Source organism: Parapedobacter tibetensis (assembly GCF_024704835.1).
Taxonomy (GTDB): Bacteria; Bacteroidota; Bacteroidia; order Sphingobacteriales; family Sphingobacteriaceae; genus Parapedobacter; species Parapedobacter tibetensis.
The window spans coordinates 223,922-238,243 of sequence record NZ_JAMXBE010000002.1; the positions used below are offsets into that span (position 1 = coordinate 223,922).

7 protein-coding genes are annotated in these 14,322 nt (G+C 47.3%); 2 read left to right on the plus strand and 5 right to left on the minus strand.

The window, feature by feature from the left end; genetic code table 11:
• Positions 1-139: 139 nt before the first annotated feature.
• The 5 genes from NF543_RS03540 to NF543_RS03560 form a co-directional block, all read right to left on the minus strand.
• Positions 140-2,524, minus strand: a complete 2,385-nt coding sequence (locus NF543_RS03540) for an ABC transporter permease (RefSeq protein WP_257666726.1) — start codon at positions 2,522-2,524, stop codon at positions 140-142.
• 58 nt (positions 2,525-2,582) lie between these two features.
• The gene (locus NF543_RS03545) at positions 2,583-5,021 is read right to left on the minus strand and encodes an ABC transporter permease (RefSeq protein WP_257666727.1); all 2,439 of its coding nucleotides are present in this window, start codon (positions 5,019-5,021) and stop codon (positions 2,583-2,585) included.
• A gap of 141 nt (positions 5,022-5,162) precedes the next feature.
• Positions 5,163-7,535 carry an ABC transporter permease gene (locus tag NF543_RS03550; protein WP_257666728.1) on the minus strand — a complete coding sequence of 791 codons (2,373 nt, stop codon included), beginning with the start codon at positions 7,533-7,535 and terminating at the stop codon, positions 5,163-5,165.
• 171 nt (positions 7,536-7,706) lie between these two features.
• Positions 7,707-10,091: an ABC transporter permease gene (locus NF543_RS03555; protein WP_257666729.1), complete on the minus strand. Its 2,385-nt coding sequence runs from the start codon at positions 10,089-10,091 to the stop codon at positions 7,707-7,709.
• Between the two features lie 138 nt (positions 10,092-10,229).
• Positions 10,230-10,904, minus strand: a complete 675-nt coding sequence (locus NF543_RS03560; protein WP_257666730.1) for an ABC transporter ATP-binding protein — start codon at positions 10,902-10,904, stop codon at positions 10,230-10,232.
• 565 nt (positions 10,905-11,469) lie between these two features.
• Here NF543_RS03560 and NF543_RS03565 point away from each other — a divergent pair.
• A complete protein-coding gene (locus NF543_RS03565; protein WP_257957430.1) occupies positions 11,470-13,014 on the plus strand; it encodes a glycosyltransferase family 39 protein in 1,545 nt (514 codons plus the stop codon).
• Between the two features lie 367 nt (positions 13,015-13,381).
• Entirely contained in the window at positions 13,382-14,260 is an 879-nt protein-coding gene (locus tag NF543_RS03570; protein ID WP_257666732.1) for a DUF4886 domain-containing protein, read from the plus strand.
• Positions 14,261-14,322: the final 62 nt, after the last annotated feature.

Genomic DNA, 14,322 nt, shown 5'->3' on the forward strand with positions numbered 1-14,322 from the left:
TTAGTACAAAGTATTTAGTCTTTAGGCATCCTTCGCATCATCATACCTATTTCACTCGCTCACTCATAAGTTCACTAGCCCACCGCCTCACTCGTTCACCAGTTCACTCGCTTCCAAGTTCCCTTGCTCACTACCTCACTCACTCATCCCTCAAACTATCCACCGGATTGGCATTAGCAGCCTTGACGGCTTGGTAGCTAATGGTGACGCATGTGATGGCAAAACCCAAAATACCCGTCAGCATAAACATCCACCATTGCAGTTCGATGCGGTAAACAAAATGATCGAGCCACTTACTCATGACATACCAGGCTATAGGTACGGCAATAAGAAAAGCCAACCCAACCCATTTCATAAAATCCGTTGATAAAAGCCTGACAATGCCCTTAGCGCTCGCACCCAAAACCTTGCGAACGCCGATCTCTTTGGTCCGTCGAACAACCATAATCGAAAGTAGACCCAGAAAACCCAGCGAACTGATGATGATGGATACCACTGCGGCAATCCAGATAAGCTTTTCCAATAGCGCTTCCTTTTCGTAAAGATTAGCTATTTGCTCATCGTAAAACTTGTATTCAAAAAATGCATTCGGATACCAAGCTTTCCATTCTTTTTCCAGCGCATTCAATAACCTGCCGGGATTATTCCCAGCATATTTTATGGCCAGGGTCTTTAGGCGTGTCTCATTATAGCCAATCACCGTAGGCGATACAGCTTCATTCAATGAATTGGTATTGAAATCCGTGACCACACCGACAATCCGACCACTATGTTGATCGTTTAATCCGCCGGCCATCAACATCTTGCCAACAATATCCGCAGGATCATTAAAGCCCAAATCGAAGGCCATTTTTTCGTTGATAAGAAATTCCGGATTTGCGGAATCCTTCTTGAAGTTCCTGCCAGAGACGAGTTGGATACCAAAAGTTTGGAGATAGGAAGTGTCGCCAATAGCATATCGAGGTGCCCAACTTTCCCATTCCAGATTGTTGTCAAACTGTATGGTGCCGCCCCAAACCTTCTCATTCGAGGGCGGATTATCACAAAAAGTGAAGGATTGGATATCGCTGCGGTTGTGAAGAAAGTGGGTGAGGCTCTCCTTAGTCGCCAACATATCCTTTTTCAAGGGAAAAAGGAGTACGGTTTCCCGATTAAAGCCCATATCCGTATTCTTGAGATAAGAAACCTGACTGACAATGACAATGGTAGACGAGATCAGCACTAAGGAAATGACATGCTGGAATACGATTAACGACTTTCTGCCCAAGTTCCAATTTCCTGTCATTTGCTTCTTCAAAGCGGTATGTATATGGGCCATGCTTAGGGAAAATAATGGGAAAACGCAGGACAATAGACATATGCTAAACCACACGCCAACCGATATAGCAAAGAATTTACCTATGGATAATAGTTGAATCGGTTCGTTGATGAATAGATAGTGATTTGCCCAATCCATGAAGAACCAACATAGTAGCCAGGCTAATAACAAGGCGAGGAAGGAAACCAACATGGATTCGGCCATGAATTGGACGAACAATTGCTTTTTTGAACTACCCAATACTTTTCGGATGCCCATTTCCACGCTTCGGTACAGCTGCTGCGCAGAAACCATATTGGTATAATTGACGGTGGCCATAAATAGAATCCCAATACCTATGACCGCAAGGATCACCAACAGGGAATGTTGCGTAGCCTTGCCATAATGTGCATCAAAATGAAAGGATGTTAACGGAAGTAATTTGTAAGAATAATAGTTCAGCACATCCTTGTCCCAATGTTTAGCCACCAAATCATGAATGCCTTGTTCCACTTTATCTTTATCCTGCGCGTTATGTAAGGTCAAGATGATATTGTTGGAAGAATGGGTGTATCCCCAGTTGCTGAAGAAGCCATCTCCGTCAGGTATCTGGCGCAGTGCACCGATGGAGGCAAGCGAAAAATATATTTCCGACCGGAAGTCGGAATTTTTGCGGCTATCGTCAATTACACCTATTACCTCCACCGGGAATTGGCCATCGACATAAATTGTTTGGCCCACAGCCTCCTTTTTACCAAAGAAGATCTTGGCCATAGATTGGGTTAGTGCGACCGTATTGGGTTCGTTTAACTGATCGGGATCCCCTTGCAACCAAGGAAAATCCATCAGTTCAAAATATGTAGAAGAAACAAAGGCAGCTTTGCCGTCTGTTTTTCGCAACTGATCATTTATTTTGAGGGTGAAATCCTGTTTTTCTATGTAAATGGCAGCTTTTTCCACCTGTGGCAATTCCTGTTGTATCGCTTCATACATGGCATAGGAACCACCTTTGTTATGCTCCGTTTTGTCAAGGTGAAGATCCTCAACGACTATGAAGGTCCGGCCAGCATCGGGATGAAATCGATCAAAGCTTAATTGATAGCTATTAAAGATATAGATAAAAAGGCAGCAGGCTATGGACAGACCTAATCCGAAGATATTCAAAAAGGAATGAAATCGGTATTTGCGCATTTGGCGTATTGCTGTCCTAAAAAACATATTCATCATAAGCTATCCTCCCGTCCGCCAAAGGGACATGTGTTGTATTTAATTTATTTTGGTTGCATCACTCATCCCTTAGGCTGTCCACCGGGTTGGCCATCGCCGCCCGTATCGCTTGCGAGCCCACAGTCAGTACGGCGACCACCATGGCCGCCAATCCGGCGCCTGCAAACATCCACCATTCGATATCAATGCGGTACGCAAAGTCGGCCAACCATTGATTCATGGCCCACCATGCGATGGGTGAAGCGATAACCAGGGCTATGACGACCAGTTTCACGAAGTCTTTAGACAAGAGACGTACGATGCTGCCTACTGTTGCGCCCAGTACCTTGCGAATGCCGATTTCCTTACTGCGCGTATGAATGGTGTAGGTAGCCAAACCCAGCAATCCAAGGCAACTGATTAAAATAGAAAGCGACATCGCCCAGGTCAATAAGCTGGCGGTAGCTTGTTCGCGTTCGTAAAACTGACCAATCATCTCATCCACAAATTGATAGTTGAAATCCTCATCGGGATACAGGCTGTGGTATGCTTTTTGGATTTGAGCTATCGCATCGCTCCACGATTGGCCATCTCGGTTTGGCTTGAGCCGCACATGGAAGGTCGATCCGTTATTTTTTTGAAACACCAAGGGGCTAATGAATGACCGGGTAGATTGATCGTGAAAATTTTTCATGACCCCCACAATCGGTACCGCATTGCCGTTCCAGCTCAGAAATTCACCCAACGCTTTTTCCGGCTGCTGGAAACCGATTTCCTTCGCAAACTGCTCGTTGATAAGAATTTCGTTCGTAGAATCACCAGGCAGTATATTCCTGCCCGCAACTAGCTTAATTCCGTATACATCAAGGTAATGTTCGTCACCCCACCGGATTTGGGAATTCGGTTTCAGTTCTTCCTTGCCGTTGTGGTAGGCGACGTTGGTAAAAGCCACCCCGCGGTCGGCCGGAGCGAAAAATCCGGTGCTCGCCAACTCGATTCCTGGAAGGGATTGGACGGTATGCAACAGCTGCCTGCTACGCGTTTCGGCTACGTCTCTAGGCACATCAAACTTGACAACGGCCTTCGTGTCGAACCCCATATCAGAGTCAATGGAATAGTTGATTTGCTGGCTTACAATGATGGTCGCCAAAATAAAAAACTGGGCAATGGCGAATTGGGATACGGTTAGTATTTTGCGTATGCCCGCATGCCGGGTCTGTCCGGTCAGTCCCGACACCTGATTTCTTAAAACGGCTGTAGGGGTATATCCAGACAAGATCAGTGCGGGGTAACATCCAGCAAGAAAACTGACCACCGCGACCAGCAGCAAGAGCAGCAACGCATAGCCGGGTTGGAACATGAAATCGGTCGTCAGTCCCTCGGGGATGAACTTGGAGAATAACCGAAGGATTATCGGGATGGATAGCACCGCAAGGAGGGTAGCGATACTGGTCATGACGACGGTTTCACCCAGAAATTGTCGAATCAATTGCATCTTGGAGCTACCCATCGTTTTGCGGATGCCAATTTCTTTTGCCCGTTGCGATGCCTGTGCGGTGGTGAGGTTGATAAAATTGATGCAGCCCAACAGTAGCAGGAAAGCCGCCACGGCCATTAGGCCATAGAGCGTCGTCTTCTGTGCAATACGGCCATTGATGCTGGGGTAGAGGCGATTGAAATGGATGTCATGGAGCGGTTGCAGGGTAAGCGTGATGTCCTTACCCCGTTCGGTGTTGTGTTGTTGATAAAGCACATTCAGCTGAGCCTGAGCAGCGTCTGCCGACTGGTTTGCCGATAATTTGACAAAGAGTTGGGAATAGGTCATCCAGTCATCCCACACATCCATCATGAAATTATCCTTCAGCGGAGAAGCTTCAATGGTAGCCAAGGAAATGAACTCCCTACCTCCGAAATGCGTGGGCTTATCCAGATCGTCCACAATACCGGATACGGTAAGGGTCAGGTCATTATAGGTGAGCTGTTTACCGATGACCGCTACGGGTGATAGATCTGGAAAATAGAGCCGTGCACGGCTTTGCGTGATTACAACGGTGAATGGTTGTGCTAGGGCATTCGATCGTTCTCCGCCAATCCACTCGTATCCCAGCAATTGGAAGTAATCACTGTTAGTAAAGACAATCTCTTTTTGTTTTTTGAATAGACGGGGTTTGGAAGCATTGTCCCCATCAACTTGCACGTCGGCGGTGGCATCACGTTGAAACTGGAATACGGGGATGGTTTGTTCGATTCCCGTGAGGGCACTTGGTAGGGCATTGCCTAAAGGTGCAGGCACGCCGACACTGTGACCTTCAACCCCATTGAAGTTGGCATCGAGCACGACGCGGTATATCTGGTCGTTATCGGGTTGGAAGGTGTCGAAGCTGAATTCGTAATAGACGATCAAGGAGATGACCACGGCCGAACTAATGCCAATGAACAGCCCGAGCATATTCAATATCGTGAAGAGCTTGTTGCGCCACAAGTGGCGATAGGTGGCTTTGAAAAAGTTTTTTAGCATTTTCTTTAGTACTTAATAGTTAGTACATAGTATTTATTCATCCCCTCTTCCCACCACTATCGTTTCAGCCTGTTGCGACCCCGACCTAGGAGGCGGCAGTGTAGCGCCCCGGATCCAGACGGGGAGCAATAGGCTGAAACATCACTCATCCCGCAACGACTCCACCGGATTAGCCACTGCCGCCCGTATGGCTTGCCAACTCACCGTCAATAGCGCGATCAGCAACGCTGCAATCCCCGCTACAACAAACATCCACCACTCAATATCGATCCGAAACGCGAAATCGTCCAGCCAGGTATTCATTACCCACCATGCAATGGGCGAGGCGATGACAACGGCCAAGAACACCAATAGGATAGACCCGGTAGACAGCAGTTGCACGATGCTGCCCACACTTGCTCCCAGTACCTTGCGGATACCGATTTCCTTCACCCGTTGGCGAACCGTGTAGGTTGAGAGCCCCAAAAGACCGAGGCAGGAAATGAAAATCGCAATGCCGGCGAATATGTTGAAAAGAAGGCCAGCACGCTGATCCGTCCGGTATTTAGCCTCAAACTGCTGGTCTACAAAGTTATACTTGAAGGGAGCGGGGGCGTCGCCCGCATATTTTTGGTATTGCTGTTCAACGGCCTTAATGGCGTTCGAAGCCTTCGTTGCGGTGGTACGTACATACAGCATGTTGCCATCCCACCAATGGAAAAAGAGCAATGGGCCAATTTTCTCTTTGAGGGGCTTGAAATTAAAGTCCTTCACGACGCCGGCGATGGTTCCCGGCCGCTCGTGGAAACTGATGGGCGTGCCCACATAGGGCGGAGTGAGGCCCATTTCCCTGATGGCTGCTTCATTAACAACATATAGGTTGCTGTCGGCTGCTGTACCTGTTATATTCCGCCCTTCCAACAATTGGATACCCATGGTGGGGATAAAATCCTCGTCGATTGATGATTGAGTGATGATGAGGCTACTGTTGGCAGGTTTTCCGGGCCACTCGAGGTCACCCGTAGCAGCGCCGGCATTGGTCATGTCGTACATATCTGAAAGCGCGACATTGATGATGCCCGGATGGTTTCTCAATTCATTTTTCACCGCATCGATATGCTCCACCGCATCGTCGGGGAGCGATACACTGAATACGTAACTTTTATCGTAGCCGAGATCGAGCTCCCGCATGTAGGTCATTTGGCGGCTGATGACGAATGTGGCTACGATCAGCACCATGGAAATGGCGAACTGGAAAACCACGAGGACCTTGCGAAGTAGTGCGGCGCCGGTGCCGGAAGCCATTTTCCCTTTCATCACCTGGAGCGGCTGGAAGCCGGAAAGTAGGAGCGCAGGATAGATAGACGCCGCTAGTAACGTACCCAACGCTGAGTAACCGATGACTTTCCAGATTTCCACGTTGGATAGCGAAAAGTGGAGTTGCTTGCCAGCGATGTTGTTGTACAGCGGTAGGAGTAAGACAATCAGTCCGATGGCGATCAACAAGGCGAAACAGAATAGCAACGCGGTTTCCACGATAAATTGCATGAACAATTGCACCTTGCTGGCGCCGACAACCTTCCGGATGCCCACCTCACGGGCCCTCACCAGCGCACGGGCGGTGGTGAGGTTGATATAGTTTACCGCCGCAATAGCCAACACCATGATGGCAATGAGCAAAAAGATCTGTACCATCCTTGCAGGGGCATTGTTTCCGTCTACACTAACCAGATGCATGTCTGCGAGTGGCTGTAATTTAAACTGCACCGTGCTTTCCCCGTTTCGCGCATCTTTGTACAGTTGGGTGAACTTTTTTCCGACCGCCTCGGGACGGGCATTGTCACGTAATTTGACAAAAGTGGTAAAAGAGTAACTGCCCATGTCTACATCGATGGTTTTCCACTGGCCATTGCCCCCATCGGCGGTAAATCGCTGCGCATAATAGGCCATGGGTAACAGGGCGTCAAATGCCAGGGACGAATTATCCGGAAAGTCGTGCAGCAATCCGGTAACGGTGAGGTTATCTCCCCTGAATTGGAGTACCTTGCCGATAGGGTCATCGGCTCCGAAGAATTTTTTTGCTGTCGATTCAGTCAGGACAATGCTATGCGGGTTGGGGAATAGCTGCGCGGGCTTTCCGTCGAGCAGCTCGAAGTTGAATAGCGTTAAAAAAGTACTGTCTACATAGGCGGTGGTAAAACCATCGAGCACGGTACTCCGGTCTTCGGTAGCCAGTACCTGGCCATTCCACTCGTTTACACGGACAATGCCCTCGACCTCGGGCAGAGACTGGGCATAAACGGCTAGTGGTCCGGGTACCCCTTCCCAAACGGTATTGGCATCCAAATGGGCGGTAAACCGATGGATACGGGAATAGTCCGTATGGAAGCGATCGTAACTTCGCTCATGTTGCACCCAAAGGAGCAGCAAAATAGCCGTAGCCAAGCCAAACGCTAAGCCACTGACGTTAACGAAGGTATGGAACTTGTGTTCCTTCAGGTTCCGCCACGCGGTTTTGAAATAGTTCTTGATCATTTTGTCAGTTTTCAGCAGTTTATCAGCTATCAGCCATCAGTTATCTTATGTCCCCGTCTTAAACGTCTTTTATGTTTGTCCTTTTATCCTTGTTCCTTTACCCTATCCCCGAAATCCACTGGCCGTAGGCCTTACAGTTTTATCCGATAGTCGACTGCCGATAGCCGCCACTCACTCATCGCGCAGCGAGTCCACCGGATTCGCCACCGCTGCCTTAATCGCCTGCCAACTTACCGTCAGCAAGGCGATTACGGCGGCTAACACCCCCGTCAGCACGAACACCGACCATTCGATGTCGATTCGGTAAGTATAGGTGCCCAGCCATTTATCCATGGCATACCAAGCTATGGGCGAAGCGATAAGGAAAGACAGCATCACCAGCTTCAGGAAGTCTTTCGACAGCAAATGGGTGACACTCCACACGGATGCGCCAAGTACCTTTCGTACCCCGATTTCCTTGGTCCGGCTTTCCGCCATGTATGCCGCCAATCCGAATAGGCCCAAGCAGGATATCAGGATAGTGAGCAGTGCAAAAAGACCTGCCAGTTTGCCCGACCGCTCGGCACTCTTGAACTTTTGGGCATAGTTTTCATCGGCAAACACATATTCGAACGGGTATTGCGGATTGTATGTCTTGAATATTTTTTCCATCCGGGCGAGGTTTTCCGCCGTAGTATGAGCAGGATTCAGCTTCACATGTAGTATATTCGGTGAATAGCCCGCTGGTCCATTAACCATCATTGGGTTAATCGTCTGTTCAAAAGGTGACTCAAGGATAAAATCTTTAATCACTCCCACGACGTGGAAGTACTCAGTCGCCCCTATCCATTTGATACGCGTGCCGATGGGGTTCTTGAGGCGCATGGCCTTCACAGCAGCTTCGTTCAGCAATAGCGCCATGCTATCGGTGGGATATTTATACACGTCGATATCGCGGCCCTCAACCAATTCGATGCCAAAGGTCTTGGTGAAATCGGCATCCGTACCCAACCGTACAAAGTCAATTTTTTCATCCGCCTTTGTGCTCCCTTCCCAATGGAAGCCCCAGCTGTCGCTCCAACGTTGCGTGATGGGGTTGGCCGAAAGGGAGACCGATGTCGCTGAGCCGTTGTCGAGCAATTCATGTCTAACGGAAGCATAATGCTTGTCCATATCTCCCTGATAAAAGAGGTATACGAGGTTATTTCGATTGTATCCGGAATCCCGATTTAGCCCATATTGGATTTGGTGGTAAACAATGATGGTGGCAATGATCAGGATAATGGCAAAGGTAAACTGTATGGTAACCAGTATCTTCCTCGGGGCAACCAATGCATTTTGTTTTTTGAATGTCCCTTTTAATACCGCTACCGGATTGAATGACGACAGGTAAAAGGCGGGATAGCTGCCCGCCACCACGCCGGTAATCAGAATAAACCCAAGGGCAAATAGCCAAAAGGAGAGATTTCCATAAGGGACGAACAGTTCTTTCCCCACCAATTGGTTGAAGCCACTGAGGCTCACCTGCACGATCAGCAGTGCCACGAGGAAAGAAAAGGCACTCAGCAGGACACTTTCCACTAAAAATTGCGTAATCAATAGGCTTTTGCTTACGCCGACCACTTTGCGGATACCTACTTCCTTGGCACGCCGTTCGCTTCGTGCCGTGCTCAGGTTCATAAAATTGATGCAAGCGATCAGGAGGATGAATGCTGCGAGGACCATGAATAATCGCACAGTGGTGATGTTGCCGGCCACCAATTTGCCGTCTTCTGACTTGCCATAGAGGTAGTAGCGGCTCAGCGGCTGCGTAAATACCTCCGTTGTAGAGGCATTTTTCGTATCTTTGGTATGGTCGATGGTGATGGTTCTGACCTTTTGGTCGAACGCCTGCTGACTGGCTCCCGGCTTCAGTAGCGTATATGTCCTAACCGAGTTGTTGCCCCACTGGGTGTCGTTCCAGCCCAATCGGTCCATGTGGTCCCAAGGAAGAAGGTAGTCGAATGCTAATAACGTATTGTTCGGCAGATCTTTCAAGATGCCGGTTACCGTGACATTGCGGTTGCTATCAATGCGGATGGTTTTGCCCATAGCTTCGGCATTGCCGAACAGTGTTTTGGCAAATTTTTCGGTCAATACAATGCTGTGTCCGTCTTTCAACGCTGTCGTCTCATCGCCATAAACGAGCGGAAAGTTGAAGAGATTGAAAAATCCACTATCCGTAAACGCGCCTCGGGAGTTCAGTCTTTTATCACCTATGGTGAATAGAAAGGTAATATTGTTGAACCGCACAGCGTCTTCTACCTCGGGGTAGTCGGCCTTCAATGTCGGCGCGAGTATCTTGGGCGTGTTGTTCCATGCCCAGCGGTTTCCCTCAGGATCCGAATCGTGGTTATGCATCACGTAGATACGGTCTTCCTTTTCATGGAAACGATCCATACTGAGCTCATTCTGGATCCAGCCGATAATCAACATGGCCGCCGCCATGCCAATGGACAGGCCTGTAATGTTTATCAATGAGTAGGCTTTGTTCTTGGCGAAATTCCGGAGTAGCGTTCTAAGGTAGTTCGTGATCATCTTCTTATGTTGATTCGCTGATTCGTTTCTCCCGATATCGCTTCACTCATCGGGACGTCACTTTGTTCCGTTTGCCGATTCGTTTATTCGCTGATTTGTTTTTTCGCACATAAGCGCATTTGCGAATCAGCCAAACGGTTATCCCACCGTCTCCATCAGCACTTGTCCATCCAACATACGGATGACACGGTCGGCATAGCGGGCATCGTGTTCGCTGTGGGTCACCATCACGATAGTGGTACCCTGCTCGTTTAGTTCAGTAAGCAACTGCATCACTTCATTACCATTGTTGGAGTCGAGGTTACCAGTAGGCTCATCCGCGAGGATCAATTTAGGGTTGTTTACCACGGCACGGGCTACTGCCACACGCTGCTGCTGACCACCGGAAAGCTGCTGCGGGAAGTGATTGCGGCGGTGCATGATCTGCACCTTTTCCAATACCTCTTCGACACGTCTCTTGCGTTCAGCGGCGGGTACTTTGGTATAAATAAGCGGCAGTTCGACGTTTTCGAATACGGTAAGCTCATCGATGAGGTTGAAGCTCTGAAACACGAAGCCGATGTTGTGCTTACGCAAATCTGAGCGTTTGCGCTCATTATACTTGGCCACCTCAATGTTGTTGAAGAGGTAACTTCCTTCATCAAGGTCGTCCAACAGCCCAACAATGTTGAGTAGGGTGGATTTGCCACAGCCTGATGGACCCATCACGGCAACAAACTCGCCTCCCTTTACGTGGATACTCAAGTCATTGAGCGCTACCGTTTCCACTTCCTCGGTACGGTAAAATTTTTGAAGTTTTGAGATATTGATCATATTGTTAGCAGTTAGCTTTTAGCTATTGGCCGTCAGCCTTAGAAGGTTGATGCCATTAGCTATTGTGGTTCACTATTTGTTTTCTTTTATTTTTAGCCTACCGGCTTTTTATTTTAAATGTTATACGCTATACCCATGCCCTTACCCTACACATTATCGTTCCAAAATTTTAATTATCTGTTTATCAATAGCTTGTTTGTTGGTTGTATTTCGAAACTGTTCGATATCGAACACCTGTTGTTCGATTGCGGACAATGGAGGGTTAGCCATTTAGTGCATCATAAGGTTGCACGAAATAGAAACGGCGAAGCAACTGCTTTGGTTGTATGGGATAGGGAGCGTAGTCTGCTAATCTGCTGCAGGGAGGTGGATATGCTTGCTGTTGGAGACCAATGTGCCTCCGAATGACATGAATACAAAGAATACCCTGAACTGGGTCGTTCTTCATCTAGCGGAAAAATGCAATTCAGCCTACCATTAGTTGAAACTAATGCCATTTATGCTATTGCTTTATAAGAAGTTGCGTATATTCGGGAGTTAAGTGTAAATTAAAGAACGAACCTGAATGACGAAAAAGACCTTAATCTTGATAGCCTTTATTATGCTGAAATTCTTGTTACAGTATATCTTGATAAGCCCAGTATACGATTTGCAACGAGATGAATACCTTCATCTTGACCAGGCAAACCATTTGGCTTGGGGCTATTTATCTGTTCCCCCTGTTACCTCTTGGATTTCCTTCGTTATAAAACTACTGGGCAACACCGTATTTTGGGTTAAGTTCTTTCCAGCGCTCTTTGGTGCGTTGACAATTGCAGTTGTTTGGAAAATCATCGAAGAACTGGATGGAAATTTATTTGCACAAATATTGGGTGCTACCTGTATTTTGTTCTCCGTTCTTTTAAGGCTAAATACGCTTTATCAACCAAATTCATTGGATGTTTTGTGTTGGACAACTTTTTATCTCATCGTAATCAAATATCTCAAAACTGAGAAACCAAAATGGCTCTTTATTGGGGCGCTGGTATTTGCAATTGGCTTTCTCAACAAGTACAATATTGTTTTTCTACTTATTGGGCTATTCCCTGCCATTTTAATCACACAACAACGTAAGATATTTGCAAAAAAGCCCCTTTACATGGCTATTTTGTTTGGATCGTTACTTGTGCTCCCCAACTTGGTATGGCAATACCAAAACAACTTTCCCATCATACATCACCTTAAGGAATTGTCGGAAACTCAATTAGTAAACGTAGATAGATGGGGATTTTTGAAGACGCAATTGCTCTTTTTTACAGGCTCACTGACCGCCATTGTTTCAGGTTTATTTGCTTTATTGCGCTACGGCCGGTTTAAAAAGTACCAGCTTTTCTTTTGGGCATTTTTTCTCACCATGATTGTTTTCGTCTATTTTAAGGCTAAAGATTATTATGCTATTGGGTTGTATCCGGTTTATATCGCATTTGGTGCTGTTTATCTTGCTAATATTTTAGAATCACGTTGGAGCGTATATTTAAAACCGATATTCATTCTTATCCCCATTTCATTTTTCATTCCGATGTACAACGTTGCTTTTCCTAATAAACACCCCGAGTATATATTAAGAAATCAGGAAAAATACAAGGCTTTAGGCTTACTCCGATGGGAGGACGGCAAAGACCATCCATTACCCCAGGATTTCGCGGACATGTTGGGTTGGAAGGAATTGGCTTATAAAGTTGATAAAGTTTATTCGGAAATTCCCGCTCCGGAGAAGACGCTTGTATTGTGTGATAATTATGGACAGGCTGGAGCCATAAATCATTACACAAAAAAAGGGATAAGAGCGGTGTCTTTCAATGGGGATTATATTAATTGGTTTAATCTTGACCAACAATATACCAATCTCATTCGGGTAAAAAACTACTCGGAAAAGGAAAACGAATTGGGAGAAACAAGCCCTTATTTTCATTCTGCGTTGGCTGTAGATTCAATAACAAATCAATTTGCGCGGGAATATGGGACAACGATTTTCTCATTTGTCGGTGCCAAAGTGGATATTAATGAAAGGTTAAAAGATGAAATAAAAGAGAGGAGCATAGCCGTGCCTGCTTTCTTGTTTCTACGGTGATGATTGCGTATTCATGAAATAAAATGGACATGCTCTCGCTATATGTCCATTTTTTCGAAAAAAATGAACGCATTGTGGATTCATGTCCAACCTTTCATGTCCAACGCGGTGAAATATCTTCCTTAATCGCGTGCTTGTTCTTCCAACGAGGTAGCCCTGCCGGGGAGTTTAACCGCCACACTGGGTGAAAACGAAATGGACAAGGTGTTGACAAAATAACATATTGACCTTGGCTAAACTCGAAAAGACACGACACCTCGGTATGACCGCAAGGCGGCTCAGCTGGCGTGGAAGCGTACGGTGGATTTTTTTAGCAAAACCTGAAGTGATCTTTCTTTCGCTATCGTATTTTTTACTATAATTGGGAATGCTTAACTATACCCGTTTTTTCCTCGTTATATCCCTATTCCTATCCGTTGCATGGAATGGCCATGTACAAGGCAAGCCAGACACGCTACGGATACTAGCTATTGGCAATAGTTTTTCGCAAGATGCCGTGGAACAGTACCTGCACGAACTGGCCGAAGCAACTGGCAAGCCCATGATCATCGGCAACATGTACATCGGCGGTGCACCGCTATCGTTGCATTTGGAAAATGTGCAGGGTAATAAGGCTGTATACAGCTACCGCAAAATTGATGTGGACGGCACGAAAACGACCCAAAAGGAGATCAGTATCCTGACGGCGCTGAGGGATGAACCGTGGGACTATGTTTCATTGCAGCAGGTGAGCTCGTTGTCTGGCCGAATGGAAAGTTTTCTGGAACCACTGCCTATCGTGCACCGATATATCGACAGTGTAATGGCCGGAAATGCCAAATTTATCTGGCACCAAACGTGGGCCTATCAAGCCAACTCTACACACAAGCGATTTATAAACTACAACAAAGACCAGCAGACGATGTACCAAGCCATTGCGAGCGCCTCTTCGAAAGTGTCGGACGTGGTGCAGATTGATTTGCTCGTGCCCTGCGGTACGGCTATCCAGAATGCCCGCACGAGTTTCCTTGGCGACAACCTGACACGCGACGGCTTCCATCTTGATCTGCAGATTGGGCGGTTTATTGCCGCGTGTACCTGGTATGAGTCGTTGTTTGGCCGTGTGGCTCCGGTGGATCAATACCGTCCGGAGCAGGTGACCGAAGCACAGGCCGAAGTGGCCAGGCAAGCAGCGCATGCGGCTGTCGGGGCACCTTTTTCGGTAACGGAGATCGCCGTGGAAGAAGCTGAGGCAGTACCGAACTAAATAAGATTCGATTGAATATAGCCGACCATTGCTAATGGCCCCTGAATACCCCTGTTAAATTA

What these genes read in the sequence shown, in the direction of transcription:
- NF543_RS03550 (WP_257666728.1), bottom strand. Translation starts at nt 7,535, where the DNA reads ATGATCAAGAACTATTTCAAAACCGCGTGGCGGAACCTGAAGGAACAC.
- NF543_RS03570 (WP_257666732.1), top strand. Translation starts at nt 13,382, where the DNA reads ATGCTTAACTATACCCGTTTTTTCCTCGTTATATCCCTATTCCTATCC.
- NF543_RS03540 (WP_257666726.1), bottom strand. Translation starts at nt 2,524, where the DNA reads ATGATGAATATGTTTTTTAGGACAGCAATACGCCAAATGCGCAAATAC.
- NF543_RS03565 (WP_257957430.1), top strand. Translation starts at nt 11,470, where the DNA reads ATGACGAAAAAGACCTTAATCTTGATAGCCTTTATTATGCTGAAATTC.
- NF543_RS03545 (WP_257666727.1), bottom strand. Translation starts at nt 5,021, where the DNA reads ATGCTAAAAAACTTTTTCAAAGCCACCTATCGCCACTTGTGGCGCAAC.
- NF543_RS03560 (WP_257666730.1), bottom strand. Translation starts at nt 10,904, where the DNA reads ATGATCAATATCTCAAAACTTCAAAAATTTTACCGTACCGAGGAAGTG.
- NF543_RS03555 (WP_257666729.1), bottom strand. Translation starts at nt 10,091, where the DNA reads ATGATCACGAACTACCTTAGAACGCTACTCCGGAATTTCGCCAAGAAC.